Annotated in this window: 13 protein-coding genes; 6 read left to right on the top strand and 7 right to left on the bottom strand. The window is 62.9% G+C overall.

What is annotated here, in order from left to right; genetic code table 11:
* Positions 1-21 precede the first annotated feature (21 nt).
* The 3 genes from JNA92_RS25860 to JNA92_RS24010 all read left to right on the top strand — a co-directional run bounded on the left by JNA92_RS25860 (position 22) and on the right by JNA92_RS24010 (position 4409).
* A complete protein-coding gene (locus tag JNA92_RS25860; RefSeq protein WP_277818278.1) occupies positions 22-528 on the top strand; it encodes a methyl-accepting chemotaxis protein in 507 nt (168 codons plus the stop codon).
* 134 nt (positions 529-662) lie between these two features.
* Positions 663-2015, top strand: a complete 1353-nt coding sequence (locus tag JNA92_RS24015) for an MFS transporter (protein WP_241807020.1) — start codon at positions 663-665, stop codon at positions 2013-2015.
* A 201-nt stretch (positions 2016-2216) separates the two neighbouring features.
* The gene (locus tag JNA92_RS24010; RefSeq protein WP_241807019.1) at positions 2217-4409 is read left to right on the top strand and encodes a TonB-dependent receptor; all 2193 of its coding nucleotides are present in this window, start codon (positions 2217-2219) and stop codon (positions 4407-4409) included.
* A gap of 229 nt (positions 4410-4638) precedes the next feature.
* Here the strand turns inward: JNA92_RS24010 and JNA92_RS24005 are convergent, their stop codons facing one another.
* From JNA92_RS24005 to gloB, 7 genes are all read right to left on the bottom strand, one after another.
* The gene (locus JNA92_RS24005; protein WP_241807018.1) at positions 4639-6243 is read right to left on the bottom strand and encodes an ABC transporter ATP-binding protein; all 1605 of its coding nucleotides are present in this window, start codon (positions 6241-6243) and stop codon (positions 4639-4641) included.
* Position 6244: 1 nt separating this feature from the next.
* Positions 6245-7264: an ABC transporter permease gene (locus JNA92_RS24000; protein WP_241807017.1), complete on the bottom strand. Its 1020-nt coding sequence runs from the start codon at positions 7262-7264 to the stop codon at positions 6245-6247.
* A 1-nt stretch (position 7265) separates the two neighbouring features.
* Complete coding sequence (locus JNA92_RS23995) at positions 7266-8339, bottom strand: microcin C ABC transporter permease YejB (protein WP_039603181.1); 1074 nt, start codon at positions 8337-8339, stop codon at positions 7266-7268.
* Position 8340: 1 nt separating this feature from the next.
* A complete protein-coding gene (locus JNA92_RS23990; protein WP_241807016.1) occupies positions 8341-10176 on the bottom strand; it encodes an extracellular solute-binding protein in 1836 nt (611 codons plus the stop codon).
* A complete protein-coding gene (locus tag JNA92_RS23985; RefSeq protein WP_241807015.1) occupies positions 10173-12002 on the bottom strand; it encodes an extracellular solute-binding protein in 1830 nt (609 codons plus the stop codon). The genes JNA92_RS23990 and JNA92_RS23985 overlap by 4 nt, the downstream gene beginning before the upstream one ends.
* 119 nt (positions 12003-12121) lie before the next feature.
* On the bottom strand, positions 12122-13543 hold the full coding sequence (locus tag JNA92_RS23980) for a lytic transglycosylase domain-containing protein (protein WP_241807014.1): 1422 nt from the start codon (positions 13541-13543) through the stop codon (positions 12122-12124).
* A 100-nt stretch (positions 13544-13643) separates the two neighbouring features.
* On the bottom strand, positions 13644-14423 hold the full coding sequence (gloB, locus tag JNA92_RS23975; protein WP_241807013.1) for a hydroxyacylglutathione hydrolase: 780 nt from the start codon (positions 14421-14423) through the stop codon (positions 13644-13646).
* Between the two features lie 86 nt (positions 14424-14509).
* Between gloB and JNA92_RS23970 the strand changes: the two genes are divergently transcribed.
* The 3 genes from JNA92_RS23970 to dnaQ are packed head-to-tail and all read left to right on the top strand — an operon-like array spanning position 14510 to position 16553.
* Positions 14510-15283 carry a class I SAM-dependent methyltransferase gene (locus JNA92_RS23970; RefSeq protein ID WP_241807012.1) on the top strand — a complete coding sequence of 258 codons (774 nt, stop codon included), beginning with the start codon at positions 14510-14512 and terminating at the stop codon, positions 15281-15283.
* A gap of 13 nt (positions 15284-15296) precedes the next feature.
* Positions 15297-15743, top strand: a complete 447-nt coding sequence (rnhA, locus tag JNA92_RS23965) for a ribonuclease HI (protein WP_012315304.1) — start codon at positions 15297-15299, stop codon at positions 15741-15743.
* Between the two features lie 51 nt (positions 15744-15794).
* Positions 15795-16553, top strand: coding sequence for a DNA polymerase III subunit epsilon (gene dnaQ / locus JNA92_RS23960; protein WP_241807011.1), 759 nt, complete (start codon positions 15795-15797; stop codon positions 16551-16553).
* Positions 16554-16686: the final 133 nt, after the last annotated feature.

Below are 16686 nucleotides of genomic sequence, written 5' to 3'. Positions count from 1 at the left end.
GCCATCAGGCAGGCTGCGCAGATGGCGCTGGAGGTGTCGCGCGACACCGTGGGCGGAGCGTCCGAGGGCGCGGCGGTGGTGCAGCAAGTGGAGCAGACCATGCAGGGCATGACCCAACAACTGCAATCGGCCGGCACGACGATCACTGCACTGGGTGAGCAATCGGTATTGATCAGCTCGATCGTGCAGACCATCGGCGGCATCGCGGCGCAGACCAACCTGCTCGCGCTCAATGCAGCCATCGAAGCGGCCCGCGCCGGCGAGCAGGGCAGGGGCTTTGCCGTGGTAGCCGACGAAGTGCGAAAGCTGGCGGCGCGCACCAGCACCGCTACCGATGAGATCGTCTCGGTGGTGGCGCATAACCAGACCCTCGCCAGCCAGGCCGTGGGCGAAATAGAAACCAGCCGCAGTCATGCCACGCAGAGCCTGCAACTCGCCTCGCAGGCAGGTCAGGCGATTGGCGTGATCCTGCAGGGCGCGACGGGTGTGGTGAACGCTGTAGAGCGAGTGAGTCAGGATTTGCGTTGAGCCGGGCCGGCGTACCGTTCAGCGGGCATCGCTCGGTATCAGCGCGGTCAATGGTGGCAGACGCACACCTGTTGGCCCTCTAGATTCGTGTGGCGTGCTGGAAGCCCCGAACAACAATAAAGAGGGACCTGACAATGCCGACCGCCATCCAAGCGAACAACGCCTGGCGCATCCTGTTGCTGCTGTTTCTGGCCAACCTGTTCAATTTCTTCGATCGCACCATACCCGCCATCATCATCGAACCGATTCGCCTGGAGTGGCACCTTAGCGACTTCCAGATCGGCCTGATCGGCACCGCCTTTACCCTGGTCTATGCCATCGCCGGCCTGCCACTGGCACGGCTGGCCGACACCGGCTCGCGCAGCCGGCTGATGGGCTGGGGCCTGATGGCGTGGAGCGGGCTGACGGCAGTCAACGGCATGGTCGGCAGCTTCTGGAGCTTCCTGCTGGTGCGCATGGGGGTGGGCATCGGCGAAGCCAGCTATGGGCCTGCCGCCAATTCGCTGATCGGCGACCTGTTCCCTGCCGAGCGGCGGGCACGGGTGATGGGTATCTTCATGCTCGGCCTGCCGCTGGGCCTGTTGCTGGCCTTCTTCACCATTGGCGCCATGGTGCAGGCCTTCGGCAGCTGGCGCGCACCGTTCTTCATCGCCGCTGTGCCGGGTGTGGTGCTGGCGTTGTTCCTGTTCCTGATCCGCGAACCCGCACGCGGTGCGGCCGAAACCGTAGCCGTCTCCCAGGCGCCGCTGGACCGGCCCCTGCGCCGCGTACTCAGCGTGCCCACCTTCGCCTGGCTGGTGCTCGCGGGCCTTACGTTCAATTTTGCGTCGTACGCCTGCAACTCGTTCATGGTGCCCATGCTGCAGCGGTACTTCGAGCTGCAACTGCAACAAGCCGCAGTGGCCACCGGGGTCATCGTCGGTGTGACCGGTCTGTTAGGCCTCACCCTGGGTGGCTGGGTGGCCGACAAGGTGCATCAGCGCTTTGCCAACGGCCGGCTGATGTTCGCTGTGTCGAGCATGCTGGTCGCCACGCTGGCCACCGCCTGGGCGCTGCATGCCGGGCGGATCGAGCTGGGCCTATTCGTGGCGCTGTTCGGCGTGGGCTGGCTGTTTTCGTACAACTTCTACACCTGCGTGTACACGGCCATCCAGGACGTGGTGCAGCCCCGCTTGCGCGCCACGGCCATGGCGCTGTATTTCGCCGGCCTCTATCTGCTGGGCGGTGGCCTGGGGCCGGTGGTGGTCGGTGGGCTGTCGGACCATTTCGCCGTCGCCGCCATGGACGCAGCGGGTGAGGTAACGATGAGCGAGGCGTTCAAGGCCCAGGGGTTGCACGACGCGATGTACCTGATACCGGTGGCGCTGATGTTGACCATGGTGTTTCTGCTGGCCGCGTCGCGGTGTTTCAGTCGCGATGCGCAGCGGATGCGGGAGGGGATGGTGGCTGACAGCGAAGCCGCGGTGGGCCGGGCTGTTCAGGCCTGAGTATTTTTAGCTGAAAAGCGGTCTGCGCGGGCGCTGCAATCCAACCCTAGGCATCGGTGGCTTGCTCGCCCTGTGACGGCTCGAAATGCCACTGGTCCTACGGATGGCATTTGGCCTTGTTTCAGGTTGATGTTCATACATAGGAAGCATTATCATTTACGCCATCACTCTAACTCACAATTCTTTGTCAGGATTTGTTCGATGGCGTCTCGCTTCCCATCGCGCCCAGCCATGCTGGCGCTCTGCTGTTCCGTAACGCTGATGGCGCAAGCGGCCGAGCCTATTCAGCTCGACGCCACTGACGTCAACGCCGACGCCGTCAAGCCCACACCCGGCGCGCTGCCCGAGGCGTTCGCCGGTGGCCAGGTCGCCCGCGGCGGCAGCATGGGCGTGCTGGGCAATCAGGACAACATGGACGTCCCGTTCACCCTGACCAGCTACACCTCCAAGCTGATCGAAGACCAGCAGGCGGAGGACATCGGTGACGTGCTGGCCAACGACCCGTCCGTGCGCGAGTCGTTCGGCTTCGGCAACCAGTCGAAGGTCTTCGTGATACGCGGGCTGCCGCTGGCAGGGGATGACATCTCTTTCAACGGCCTCTACGGCATTCTGCCGCGCCAGATCATGTCCACCGACGGTGTGGAGCGTGTTGAGGTATTCAAAGGGCCCAATGCGTTTCTCAATGGTGTGAGCCCGACCGGCACTGGCCTTGGTGGTAACGTCAACTTGCAACCCAAGCGTGCTGGCGATGTTCCTACCCGCCGTTACACCCAGGACATCAGTGCCGATGGGCGCATCGGCGAGCATCTGGACATCGGCCAGCGCTTCGGCGAAGACAACCGTTTTGGCGCGCGGCTGAACCTCAGCCAGCGTGAAGGTGAAACCGCTGTTGACGATCAGGACCAGCGGACCAAGCTATTCGTTGCCGGCCTGGACTACCGCGGCGACACGGTGCGCATCTCCACCGACTTCGGTTACCAGAAGCAGCGTATCAACCACCTGCGCAACTCAGTGCGCCCAGGCACCGCCACCCAGGTGCCAACCGCACCGGATGCCAGCCACAACTACGGCCAGGCGTGGAGCTACAGCGAGTCGGAAGATACCTTCGGCATGATTCGTGGCGAATGGGACCTGAACGAGAGCTGGGCCGCCTATCTGGCGGGTGGTGCGCGCCATACCCGCGAGCATGGCACCTATGGCACGCCGGTGCTGGTGGGCAATAGCGGCACGGCTACGCTCTCCGGTTCGGATATCGTCCACGGCGAAGACAACACCAGCTTCAGCGCCGGCCTCAATGGCCGCCTGCAGACCGGGCCGTTCAGCCACCAGATTGCCGTGGGCGCCAATACCCTGTGGACGCAGGCGGAAAACGCCTACACCTTTTATCGCCCAGTCCCTGGCAACACCAATATCTACGACAAGGTCACGCTGCCCAAGCCAACCGACGGCTACCTCACCGGTGGTGAGATGGGTGACCCCGGTGTGACCGGCAAGACCCGTAACCGCAGCATCGCTATTTCCGACACGGTGGGCATGTTCGATGACCGTCTGTTGCTCACTTACGGGGTGCGTCGTCAGCAACTGCGCATCGAAAACTATTTCTATGACGGTACCACTTTCAATGGCGTCGCCAACCCGGCCAATGACGGAAGCCGTAACGGTCCTGCTTATGAAAAGGGCGTGACTACGCCTGTCTATGGGATCGTGTACAAGGCCACCGACAGTATCTCGGTTTACGCCAACCGCATCGAAGGCTTGGCCCAGGGCCCGACGGCCCCGGCGAACACTGTCAATGCCGGGCAGATGTTCCCGCCTGGCCGAACCAAACAGCTTGAGGCAGGTATCAAGCTCGATAAGCAGACCTACGGCGCGAACCTGGCTGTGTTCCGCATTGAAAAACCGTCCGATGGCTATACCGAGGGCACTACCTACATTCGCGATGGCGAGCAGGTCAACAAAGGCCTGGAGCTGAGTGTCTACGGCGAACCGATCGAAGGTTTGCGCCTGATGGCCGGCGGTACCCGCATGGCGTCGGAGCAGAAAAAGACTGCCAATGGTACCAACGACGGCAACCACGCCATCGGCGTGCCGACTTTCCAGCTGAACGCCAGTGTCGACTGGGATGTGCCGGGGGTGCCAGGGTTGGCACTCAATGCCCGGATGCTGCGCACCGGCGGCCAATACGTCGATGCCGCCAACGACCTCAGCCTGCCGACCTGGAATCGTTTCGATGCCGGTGCACGCTACAAGCTGAAAGTCGCCGAGAAGGACCTGACCCTGCGGGTGAACGTGGAAAACCTCACCGACAAGAACTACTGGGCTTCAGCCAATGGTGGCTACATGACCCAGGGCGATCCGCGGTTGGTGAAGTTCTCGGGCACGATTGATTTCTGATCCGGAGCGCTTGCACCACTGTACGGGCTGCCTAGCTCCAGCGCTGCGCTTGCGTAGCTGCTGGAGGGGCTCGTCTCGCGATGAGGGGTTCGTTGGCGCTGGGCCTTCTCAGGCCAACACTTCAGGCCCGGTGCACCCTGCGTGGCGCTGTCAGCATCTGCAACCAGGGCAGTGCTGACAGCGCCGCACGCGTCGCGACGCACGCGCTGGCGCTTGAAGGCAGTCACCCTCAGCTGTCATGGCGCAAAAACGCTGCCTCCAACAGTTGCTGCGTATAAGCGTGCTGGGGTGAATGGAAGATCTGCCGGGCCTCGCCCTGTTCCACAACATGGCCATGCTTGATCACCATCAGTTGGTGGCTCAACGCTTTGACCACGGCAAGGTCATGGCTGATGAACAGGTAGGTGAGGTTGTACTTCTGCTGCAGGTTGCGCAGCAGTTCCACCACCTGCCGCTGCACCGTACGGTCCAGCGCAGAGGTCGGTTCGTCCAGCAGAATCAACGCCGGCTTGAGCACCAGCGCCCGGGCGATGGCGATACGTTGACGTTGCCCGCCCGAAAACTCATGCGGGTAGCGATGGCGGGTGCGAGGGTCCAGGCCGACTTCTTCCAGCACCGCGATAATCGCCGCTTCCTGTTCCGCGGCTGTACCAATCTTGTGAATCCGCAGCCCCTCGCCGACGATGTCCGCCACACACATACGTGGGCTCAGGCTACCAAAGGGGTCCTGAAACACCACTTGCATCTCGCGTCGCAGTGGCCGCACCTGCTGCTGGTTCAAGCCTTCCAGTGCCTGGCCGTGGAAGCGGATGCCCCCTTGGCTGGAAATCAAGCGCAAGATCGCCAGCCCAAGCGTCGACTTGCCCGATCCGGACTCACCCACGATCCCCAGGGTCTGCCCCTGGGGCAGGCTGAAGTTGATCCCGTCCACGGCCTTCACGTGGTCGACCGTCTTGCGCAGCAAGCCTTTCTTGATCGGGAACCATACCCTCAGGTCGTTCACTTCCAGCAGTGGCGTACCCACTGCGGTTTGCGCCGGCAACCCGCTGGGTTCTGCATTGATCAGCATCTGCGTGTAGTGGTGCTGCGGCGCGCTGAACAGCGTTGCGCAATCGGCCTGCTCGACAATCTGTCCGCGCTGCATCACGCAAACACGGTGGGCAATGCGCCTGACCAGGTTCAGGTCATGGCTGATCAACAGCAATGCCATGCCCAACCGCGCCTGTAGTTCCTTGAGCAGTTCCAGAATCTTCAACTGCACGGTCACGTCGAGTGCGGTGGTGGGTTCATCGGCAATCAGCAGCTCCGGCTCATTGGCCAGGGCCATGGCAATCATCACCCGCTGCCGCTGGCCACCGGACAGCTCGTGGGGCAGGGCCTTCAGGCGTTTGCGTGGCTCGGGAATGCCCACCAGTTCAAGCAGCTCCAGCGTGCGCGCAGTGGCTTGCTTGCCGGTGAGGCCCTTGTGCAGCAGCAGGATTTCGTTGATCTGCTTCTCGATGCAGTGCAGCGGGTTCAGCGAGGTCATCGGCTCCTGGAAGATCATCGCGATGCGGTTGCCGCGAATCTTCTGCATGGCCTTCTCACCTTGCTGCAGCAGGTCCTTGCCTTTGTAGCCAATGCTGCCACTGGGGTGGCGTGCCAGCGGGTAGGGCAGCAGGCGCAGAATCGAGTGGGCGGTAACGGACTTGCCCGAACCGCTCTCGCCGACCAGCGCCAGGGTCTCGCCCTTGCGGATGTCGAAGCTGATGCCATCGACCACACGGTTGACCTGTTCGCCGGTAACGAACTCTACCGCCAGGTCGCGCACTTCGATCAGGTTCTGTTCACTCATCTCACTTCCTCGGGTCGAAGGCATCGCGGGCGGATTCGCCGATGAATACCAGCAGGCTCAGCATGATCGCCAGTACGGCAAAGGCGCTGATGCCCAGCCATGGCGCCTGCAGGTTGGACTTGCCTTGGGCTACCAGTTCGCCCAGCGACGGCGCGCCCGGTGGCAGGCCGAAACCGAGGAAGTCCAGGGCGGTGAGGGTGCCGATGGCACCGGTGAGGATGAAGGGCATGAACGTCATGGTCGAGATCATGGCGTTGGGCAGGATGTGCCGATACATGATCGCGCCATTGCGCATACCCAGGGCACGGGCGGCACGCACGTACTCGAGATTGCGCCCGCGCAGGAACTCGGCGCGCACCACGTCAACCAGGCTCATCCATGAGAACAGCAACATGATGCCCAGCAACCACCAGAAGTTGGGCTGTACGAAGCTGGCAAGGATGATCAGCAGGTACAGCACCGGCAAGCCGGACCAGATCTCCAGAAAGCGCTGGCCGGCAAGGTCTACCCAGCCACCGTAGAAACCCTGCAGGGCACCGGCGATGACGCCGATGATGGAGCTGAGGATGGTCAGGGTGAGGGCGAACAGTACCGAAATGCGGAAGCCGTAGATCACCCGCGCCAGCACATCGCGGCCCTGATCGTCGGTGCCCAGCCAGTTGTCCGCCGAGGGCGGCGCAGGGGCGGGTACGCGCAGGTCGTAATTGATGCTCTGGTAGCTGTAGGGGATCGGGGCCCACAGCACGAAGCTGTCTTTCTTGGCCAGTAGCTCCCGGATATACGGGCTCTTGTAGTTGGCCTCCAGGGGGAACTCGCCGCCGAAGGTGGTTTCCGGGTAGCGTTTGAAGGCCGGGAAAAACCACTCGCCGTCGTAGCGCACGGCAATCGGTTTGTCGTTGGCGATCAGTTCGGCACCCAGGCTCAGGCCGAACAGGATGAGGAACAGCCACAGCGACCACCAGCCGCGTCGGTTGGCCTTGAAGCGCTCGAAGCGCCGACGGTTGAGAGGGGACAAGGCCATGTCAGTGCTCCCGGCTGGCGAAGTCGATGCGCGGATCGACCAGGGTGTAGGTGAGGTCGCCGATCAGTTTCACCACCAGCCCGAGCAGGGTGAAGATGAACAGGGTGCCGAACACCACCGGGTAGTCGCGGTTGATGGCCGCCTCGAAACTCATCAGGCCCAGGCCGTCGAGGGAGAAGATCACCTCGATCAGCAGGGAACCGGTGAAGAAGATGCCGATGAACGCCGAAGGGAAGCCTGCGATCACCAGCAGCATGGCATTGCGGAACACGTGGCCGTAGAGCACCCGTGAGCGGCTCAGGCCTTTGGCTTTGGCGGTGACCACGTACTGCTTGTTGATCTCGTCGAGGAAGCTGTTCTTGGTCAGCAGGGTCATGGTGGCGAAGTTGCCGATCACCAAGGCGGTGATCGGTAGCACCAGGTGCCAGAAGTAGTCGAGCACCTTGCCGGTCGTGGACAGCTCGTCGAAGTTGTTCGAGGTCAGGCCGCGCAGCGGGAACCAGTCGAAGTAGCTGCCGCCGGCGAACAGCACGATCAGCAGGATGGCGAACAGGAACGCCGGGATGGCATAGCCGACGATGATCGCCGAGCTGGTCCAGACGTCGAAGTGGCTACCGTGGCGCACCGCCTTGGCAATGCCCAGGGGGATCGACACCAGGTACATGATCAAGGTGCTCCACAGCCCGAGCGAAATCGACACCGGCATCTTCTCGGCGATCAGGTCGATGACCTTGGCGTCACGAAAGAAGCTCTCGCCGAAGTCCAGTTGGGCGTAGTTCTTGACCATTATCCATAAGCGCTCGGGGGGCGACTTGTCGAAGCCGTACATGCGCTCGATTTCCGCGATCAGCGCCGGGTCGAGGCCCTGGGCGCCGCGGTAGTTGGAGCCGGCCACGGAGACCTCGGCGCCACCGCCGGCGATCCGGCTGGTGGCGCCCTCGAAGCCTTCGAGCTTGGCGATCATCTGTTCGACCGGGCCGCCGGGGGCGGCTTGGACGATGATGAAGTTGATGACCAGGATGCCGAACAGGGTCGGGATGATCAGCAGCAGACGACGCAGGATGTAGGCCAGCATGTCAGTTGGCCTCTTGAGCGGGCGTTTCGGACACGGCTGGCGTCACGTCAGGCTTGATCCACCAGGTGTCGATGCCGATGTCGTACTTGGGCGAAACATCGGGGTGGCCGATGTGGTTCCAGTAGGCCACGCGCCAGGTCTTGATGTGCCAGTTGGGGATCACGTAGTAGCCCCATAGCAGCACCCTGTCCAGGGCACGGGAGTGGTTGATCAGGCTTTGCCGCGAATCGGCGTTGATCAGTGCTTCGACCAGCTGGTCGATGGCCGGGTCACGCAGGCCGATGAAGTTGCGGCTGCCGGGGTTGTCAGCCGCCGCACTGGACCAGAACTCGCGCTGCTCGTTGCCTGGGGAGTTGGACTGCGCAAAGCCACTGACGATCATGTCGAAGTCACGTGAGCGCAGGCGGGTGATGTATTGCGAGACGTCGACGCGGCGGATGTTCAAGTCGATGCCAAGGTCGGCCAGGTTGCGTTTGAACGGCAGCAGGATGCGCTCGAACTCGGTCTGGGCCAGCATGAACTCGATGGACACTGGTTTGCCGTTCTTGTCGACCATCTTGTCGTCGACGATCTTCCAGCCAGCGTCCATCAGCAATTTGTAAGCCTGGCGTTGCTGTTCGCGGATCATGCCGCTGCCGTCGGTGACCGGGTTGTGGAAGACCTCGCTGAACACCTGTTCGGGAATCTTGCCGCGCAGCGGCTCGAGTATCTTCAGCTCGGCAGGCGAGGGCAGGCCTCGGGCGGCCATTTCGGAGTTTTCGAAGTAGCTGCCGGTGCGGGTGTAGGCGCCGTTGAACAACTGCTTGTTGGTCCACTCGAAGTCCAGCAGCAGGCTCAGCGCCTGGCGCACGCGGATGTCCTGGAACAGCGGTTTACGCAGGTTGAAAATGAACCCCTGCATGCCGGTGGGGTTGCCGTTGGGCAGCTCTTCCTTGATCAGGCGGCCATCGCGTACAGCGGGAACGTTATAGGCGGTGGCCCAGTTTTTCGCGCTGGTTTCCAGGCCATAGTCGAACTGGCCGGCCTTGAGTGCTTCCAGTGCGACGGTGTTGTCGCGGTAGGCGTCGAAGGTCATGGCGTCGAAGTTGAACTGGCCGCGGTTGAGCGGCAGGTCCTTGGCCCAGTAGTCCTTGACCCGCTCGTAGCGGATCGAGCGGCCGGGCTTGACCTCGGTGATCTTGTACGGGCCGCTGCCGAGCGGGATTTCCAGGTTGCCGCGGTTGAATTCGCGGCCTTCGTACCAGTGCTTGGGCAGTACCGGTAACTGGCCGAGGATCAGCGGCAACTCGCGGTTGTTCTTGTGCTTGAACCTGAACAGCACACGCAGCGGGTCTTCGGCGACGACTTGGGCGACATCGCCATAGTACTGGCGGTACAGCGGTGCGCCGTCCTTGATCAGGGCGTTGAAGGTGAATACCACGTCTTCGGCGCGCATCGGGTGGCCGTCGTGGAAGCGTGCCTCGGGGCGCAGGTAGAAGCGTACCCAGCTGTTGTCCGGGGCCTTTTCGATCTTGCCGGCAACCAGGCCGTACTCGGTAAAGGGCTCGTCCAGGCTCTGGCGCATCAAAGTGTCGTAGATGGCACCGACGTTTTCGGCGGCCACGCCTTTGTTGATGAAGGGGTTGAGGCTGTCGAAACCACCGAAGCTGGACTGGCGGAAGGTGCCGCCCTTGGGCGCGTCGGGGTTGACGTAGTCGAAGTGCTTGAAGTCGGCCGGGTATTTCGGCGCCTCATCATAAAGGGTCAGTGCGTGTTGCGGCGCGGCCAGAGCCGGTAGGCTCAGGCAGGCGAGCAGCAGGCTGCCTGCCAGTTGGCGCAGGCGGTACGTTGGCATCATTGGGCTTTCTCCGAAGTCTTTAGCCACCAGGTATTCAGCCCGAGGGTATAGGGCGGTGTGGTGACGAAACCGAACCGGTTGCGGTAGGCCAGGCGGTGATTGTCGAGATACCAGTTGGGGATCATGTAGTACTGCCAGGAAAGCACGCGGTCCAGGGCGCGGGCGGCGGCGACCTGGTCATCGCGGGTGCGTGCGGCGAGCAGGGTATCGAGCAGGTGGTCGACCACAGGATCCCTGACCCCCGCGTAATTCTTGCTGCCCTTGGTCGCAGCCTGGCTGGAATGGAAGTACAGCCACTGTTCCAGGCCGGGGCTCAAGGTCTGGCTCAGGGTCATCAGAATCATGTCGAAGTCGAACTGGTCCAGGCGTTGTTTGTACTGGGCACGGTCCACGGTGCGCAAGCGCGCATCGATACCGATGCTCGCCAGGTTTTCGACATAGGGCTGCAAGATGCGTTCGAGGTTGGGGTTCACCAGCAGCAGTTCCATGCGCAGCTGCTGGCCGTGCGCGTCGACCAGGCGCTGGCCGTCGAGCTTCCAGCCGGCATCGCCGAGCAGGCTCAGCGCCTGGCGCAGGGTCTGGCGGTTGATGCCGCGGCCCTCGGTGTGGCTGACCTGATAGGGTTGGGTGAACAGCTTTTGCGGCAATTGGTCACGGAACGGCGCCAGCAGCAGCCACTCCTTGCCCGTGGGCAGGCCGCTGGCGGCAAACTCGCTATTGGGGTAGTAGCTGGTCGAGCGGCGGTAGGCGCTGCTGAAAAGGGCGCGGTTGGTCCACTGGAAGTCGAGCATCAGGCCCAGCGCCTGGCGTACCCTGGCGTCGCTGAAGGTGGGCCGGCGGGTGTTCATGAACAACCCCTGGGTCTGGGTCGGGATGCGGTGCGGGATCTGGGCCTTTATCACCTCGCCACGGCGCAGTGCCGGGAAGTTGTAGCCGTTGGCCCAGTTCTTTGCCTGATGCTCGATATAGATGTCGAATTCGCCGGCCTTGAAGGCTTCGAACGCGACTGTGGCGTCCCGATAGAACTCGTATTCGACGCGGTTGAAGTTGTACTTGCCGCGGTTCACCGCAAGGTCCTTGCCCCAGTAATTCTTCACCCGCTCGAACACCAGGCGCCTGCCGGGCTGCACCTGGGTGATGCGGTAGGGGCCACTGCCCAGAGGCGGCTCGAAGGTGGTGGCCTTGAAATCGCGGCCTTGCCAGTAGTGTTTGGGCAGCACCGGCATTTCGCCCAGGCGCAGGATCAGCAGCGGGTTGCCAGCGCGCTTGAACACGAAGCGGATGCGCAACGGGCCAAGGATATCCACGCGCTGCACTTCCTGCAGATTGGTGCGGTAGATCGGGTGGCCGCCTTTTAGCAGCGTGTAATAAGAGAAGGCGACGTCGGCCGAGGTGATCGGTTTGCCGTCATGCCAGCGCGCTTGCGGGCGCAGGTTGAACACCACCCAGCTACGGTCCTCGCTGTACTCCACCGAGCGGGCGATGAGGCCGTAACTGGACGTGGGTTCGTCGCCGGAAGGGTCGTACATGCCGGTGCCGACCATCAGCGTTTCGTTGAGCTCGTTGACCCCGTACTGCAGGAAGTTCGGCGTTGTGACTGGGCTTGAACCCTTGAAGGTATAGGCGTTGAGCGTATCGAACGTACCCAATGCCATAGCGCGCAAGGTGCCGCCCTTGGGCGCTTGCGGGTTGACCCAGTCGAAATGGGTGAATGTCGCTGGGTACTTGAGCGTGCCGAACTGCGCGTATCCGTGGCTTTCGCTCACCATCGCGGCTGCGGGAAAGCTCAAGGCCAGGCTGAGTGACAGCAGGAGGGGACGTATCAAGTCGGCATCCGATCCAGAGGCGTTGGGCTTTGGTCGGGCTACAGTAACAGCTTGGCGGGGCTGGAAAAAGGGTGTGGCTGGAAGGAGATCGAGGGGCTGCCAAGCAGCCCCGATTCAGATCAATGCCCCAGGTAGACGGTCAAGGTCTGGCCTGGCTTGAGGGCATGCCCGCTGCGCGGATTCCAGCGCTTGAGGTGCTTCATCTCGACGTTGAAACGTTTCGCCACCAGATACAGTGAGTCGCCCTTGCGGACCTTGTACTTAGTCGAGCGCTTGGAGGATGCCGCCACCCGGTTGCCCGCCGCACTACCGCCACGCAACGCCAGCACCTGGCCGGCCTTTACCCGGCTACCCGAGAGCTTGTTCCAGCGCTGGATATCCTTGACCGAAACCCGGTTGGCCCTTGCGATGGTGCTCAGGCTGTCGCCGCGCTTCACGCGGTAGCTGCGGGCGCTGGCAGGTGCCTTGGCTTCAGCCACGGCGCGAGCGAACACGGCCTTGTTCGGCTGCAGGCTGATCAGTTGTTCAGGCTTGAGGTTGGACAGGCTGTCGGAGAGCAGTTGCGCCTTGGCCGTCGGCACCAGCAATTGCTTGGGCCCATCCACGGTCATGCGCTTCTTGAAGGCCGGGTTGAGCTGGATCAGTTCGTCTTCGTCTATGTTGGCGAAGGCGGCAACCCGCGACAGGTCCAGGCGGTCCTTGATGGCGACGGCTTCGAAGTAGGGCTCGTTGGCGATCGGGTTGAGATTCACCCCGTACGCTTCGGGGGTCAGCACCACCTGCGACAGGGCCAGCAGTTTGGGCACGTAGTCGCGTGTTTCCTGCGGCAGGGGCAGGTTCCAGTAATCGGTTGGCAGGCCGAGTTTCTCGTTGCGCTCGATCGCCCGGCTGACGGTGCCTTCGCCGGCATTGTAGGCGGCCAGCGCCAACAGCCAGTCGCCGTTGAACATGTCGTGCAGGCGGCTCAGGTAGTCCAGCGCGGCATTGGTCGATGCGGTGATGTCGCGGCGACCATCGTAGAAATTGGTCTGGCGCAGGTTGAAGTGGCGCCCGGTGGAGGGGATGAACTGCCACATGCCTGCGGCATGGGCGCGCGAGTAGGCCATGGGGTTGTAGGCGCTTTCGATCGCCGGCAACAGGGCCAGCTCCAGCGGCATGTCGCGTTCTTCCAGGCGCTCGACGATGTAGTGCAGGTACAGGCTGCCACGCTCACCGGCGTTTTCCAGGAACGAAGGGTTGCTGGCAAACCACAGCCGCTGCTGCTCGATGCGCGGGTTGACGTCGATGGTGTCTTGCAGGGCGAAGCCCTGGCGCATGCGCTCCCACACATCCTGGGGCGCCTGCTCGGCCGGTTTGACCGCGAGGGGAGCGGGTTTGTGTTTGATCCGCGCCTGGTAGCTGTGCGCGCGAACGCTATCGGATTCGTCGAGCTGACGGGTGCTCTGGCAGCCCACCAGGGTGGCGGCCAGCGCCAGCGCACTGATTTGGGCCAGGCGCGTCAGGGCGACTGAATGAGCGGTTCTGCGGCTTGGGGAAGACATCGGCGGGGACGGGTATCCGGGCAAAAAATTTCGGCGATTCTAGAAACCGCATCCCGCCGGGTCAACCTTGCAGCGCATGTTGCGATATATCTTCAGGTTATCAGAAGGTGTCCTTCCAAGACCTCAAGGCAGCAAAAACAGCGACATGCGTGGTGTTTGAATGTCCCTTCCATTCGTCAGCTTTTTGTTTAACTAATGTTTCAGCGGTACGTAAAAACGGGTTGGTCAGCCGTTCCAGGCCGATGGTTGATGGCAATGTGATGCGATTGTCGGCCCGCAGCCGGGTAACATCATCGAAACGCTGCAGAACGTGCGGATTTTGCGGCTCGACAGCCTTGGCGAAGCGCAAGTTGCTCAGGGTGTACTCGTGGGCGCAGTACACCTCGGTACGCTCCGGCAGCGCGGCCAACCTGGCGAGGGCGGGCTGCATCTGCTCCGGCGTGCCCTCGAACATCCGCCCGCAGCCGGCGGCGAACAGCGTGTCGCCGCTGAACAGCACCGGCGTCGCGGGCTGGTCGCTGAAGAAGGCAATATGGCCCAGCGTATGCCCCGGCACTGCCAGGACCTGGAAGGTCACGCCCAGCACGGTCACCTTGTCACCCTCGTCCAATGCAAGGTCGCGGCACGGGATGCGCTCGTTGGCGGGGCCGCAGACGCGCGCTCCGGTCAGCGCTTTCAGCTGCTCGACTCCGCCGACGTGGTCATTGTGGTGGTGGGTGACCAGGATATCCTCCAGCAGCCAGTCAGGATGGGCGGCCAGCCAGGCCTGCACCGGTCCGGCATCGCCAGGATCGACCACCGCGCAGCGGCGTTTGGCAGTATCCTGTAACAACCAGATGTAGTTGTCGGAGAAAGCGGGGAGCGCATCGATCTGTATCATGGTGTGGATCCGTATCGCCAAGCGTGGCACATGAGGGCATCTTAGCCGCGATGGCGCGGTGCGAGAACCTTCGAGGGAGAGCGCAAATGACCGACCAACCCTTTGCCCAGGCCGACCCGGCCTGGGTCGAGCTGATCAGCCTGGCCCGTGACTGGTTCCACGGCCCGCTCGGCCAGCTGATGCTCAAAGAAGAGGAAAAATTGCTGGAGGAAGAGCTCGGGCGCTTCTTCGGTGGTTACCTGGTGCATTATGGCCCCTGCGCCGAGGCCCCGCCCAGCGCCCCTCAGGTCCAGCGCAACGTGCGCCTGGGCGCGCCGTTGCCGGGGGTGGAGATCGTCTGTGAAGAGCAGGCCTGGCCCTTGAGCGAGCACGCCGCCGACGTGGTGGTGCTGCAACACGGCCTGGACTTCTGCCTGTCGCCCCATGGTTTGCTGCGCGAGGCCGCCAGTGCCGTACGCCCCGGTGGGCATCTGCTGATCGTCGGCATCAACCCCTGGAGCAGCTGGGGCATACGCCACTTCTTCAGCCATGGCGCGCTGCGCAAGGCCCGCTGCATCTCGCCGTCACGGGTGGGTGACTGGCTCAACCTGCTGGGCTTCGCGCTGGAGAAACGCCGCTTCGGGTGCTATCGTCCGCCGCTTGCCTCACCGGCTTGGCAACAACGCCTGGCGGGCTGGGAACGGGTGGCGGGCGGTTGGCAGAGCTCCGGTGGCGGGGTTTACCTGCTGGTAGCGCGCAAGATGGTGGTCGGCCTGAGGCCGCTGCGCCAGGAGCGCCGCGAGCCGATGGGCAAGCTGCTGCCTTTGCCCCTGGCCAAGGTCAACCGCACCGCGGTCAGCCCGGATACCGAAAAGCACTGAACATGAGTGGTACATGAGCGATAGCGTCGAGTTGTATACCGATGGTGCCTGCAAGGGCAACCCTGGCCCTGGTGGCTGGGGCGTCCTGTTGATCTACAAGGGCGTCGAAAAGGAGCTGTGGGGCGGCGAGCGCGAAACCACCAACAACCGCATGGAACTGATGGCCGCGATCCAGGGCTTGATGGCGCTCAAGCGCGAATGCGAGGTGGTGTTGACCACCGACTCGCAGTACGTGATGAAGGGCATCAACGAGTGGATGGTCAACTGGAAGAAGCGCGGCTGGAAGACGGCCGCGAAAGAGCCCGTGAAGAACGCCGACCTGTGGCAGCAGCTCGACGAGCAGGTCAACCGCCACAAGGTCACCTGGAAGTGGGTGCGCGGGCACATCGGCCACCCCGGCAACGAGCGCGCTGACCAGTTGGCCAACCGTGGCGTCGACGAGGTGCGCGCCAAACGTTGAGCTGGGGTACAATCCTCGGCTTTGTAACTGATGCAAGTTGGAGCGCCCCGCGTGGAGCAGCAGCAAGATAAACGCCTGGTCATTCTCGATACCGAAACCACCGGCATGCCGGTCAGTGAAGGCCACCGGATCATCGAGATCGGCTGCGTCGAGGTCATTGGCCGGCGCCTGACCGGTCGCCACTTCCACGTCTATCTGCAACCGGATCGCGAGAGTGACGAGGGCGCGATCAATGTCCACGGCATCACCGACGCTTTTTTGGTCGGCAAGCCGCGCTTCGGCGATGTAGCCGAGGAGTTCTTCGAATTCATTCAGGGTGCCACGCTGGTCATCCATAACGCCGCGTTCGACGTCGGTTTCATCAATAACGAGTTCGCCCTGCTCGGCCAGCGTGACCGTGCCGACATCTCGCAGCATTGCACCATCCTCGACACCCTGTTGCTGGCCCGGGCCCGGCACCCGGGGCAGCGCAACAGCCTTGACGCGCTGTGCAAGCGTTACGACATCGACAACTCCGGCCGTGAACTGCACGGCGCGTTGCTTGACTCGGAGTTGTTGGCTGACGTCTACCTGGCGATGACCGGGGGCCAGACCAGCCTTTCGCTGGCTGGCAATGGGGCTGACGGTGACGCTGAAGGGCAGGGCAGTGGTGGCAGCGAGATCCGCCGGATCACCGGGCGTGCGCCTGGGCGGGTGATCATGGCCAGTGCCGAGGAGTTGGAGGCGCATGCAGAGCGGTTGGCGGCGATCGCCAAATCGGCGGGCGGGCCGTCGATGTGGCAGGCATTGACCGAAACGCCTGCCGGTTGATGCTCGGCCTGCCATGGCCTTGTCGCCGGTAAGCCCACAGGCTCTTTACTGAACTGCAGGCCCGTACAGGAAACGGCGTGCCCGCGACAGGACGCACTGACAACACCAGGCTCTACTACCCTGTGAAAGACGC

The organism is Pseudomonas putida (genome assembly GCF_022627325.1).
Taxonomy (GTDB): Bacteria; Pseudomonadota; Gammaproteobacteria; order Pseudomonadales; family Pseudomonadaceae; genus Aquipseudomonas; species Aquipseudomonas putida_X.
This window is presented reverse-complemented; position numbering and strand designations above follow the sequence as displayed.

Bases quoted from the DNA above. Each gene is read 5' to 3' on its own strand.
- JNA92_RS25860 (WP_277818278.1), top strand. From the start codon at position 22: ATGGCGCTGGAGGTGTCGCGCGACACCGTGGGCGGAGCGTCCGAGGGC.
- JNA92_RS24015 (WP_241807020.1), top strand. From the start codon at position 663: ATGCCGACCGCCATCCAAGCGAACAACGCCTGGCGCATCCTGTTGCTG.
- JNA92_RS24010 (WP_241807019.1), top strand. From the start codon at position 2,217: ATGGCGTCTCGCTTCCCATCGCGCCCAGCCATGCTGGCGCTCTGCTGT.
- JNA92_RS24005 (WP_241807018.1), bottom strand. From the start codon at position 6,243: ATGAGTGAACAGAACCTGATCGAAGTGCGCGACCTGGCGGTAGAGTTC.
- JNA92_RS24000 (WP_241807017.1), bottom strand. From the start codon at position 7,264: ATGGCCTTGTCCCCTCTCAACCGTCGGCGCTTCGAGCGCTTCAAGGCC.
- JNA92_RS23995 (WP_039603181.1), bottom strand. From the start codon at position 8,339: ATGCTGGCCTACATCCTGCGTCGTCTGCTGCTGATCATCCCGACCCTG.
- JNA92_RS23990 (WP_241807016.1), bottom strand. From the start codon at position 10,176: ATGATGCCAACGTACCGCCTGCGCCAACTGGCAGGCAGCCTGCTGCTC.
- JNA92_RS23980 (WP_241807014.1), bottom strand. From the start codon at position 13,543: ATGTCTTCCCCAAGCCGCAGAACCGCTCATTCAGTCGCCCTGACGCGC.
- gloB (WP_241807013.1), bottom strand. From the start codon at position 14,423: ATGATACAGATCGATGCGCTCCCCGCTTTCTCCGACAACTACATCTGG.
- JNA92_RS23970 (WP_241807012.1), top strand. From the start codon at position 14,510: ATGACCGACCAACCCTTTGCCCAGGCCGACCCGGCCTGGGTCGAGCTG.
- rnhA (WP_012315304.1), top strand. From the start codon at position 15,297: ATGAGCGATAGCGTCGAGTTGTATACCGATGGTGCCTGCAAGGGCAAC.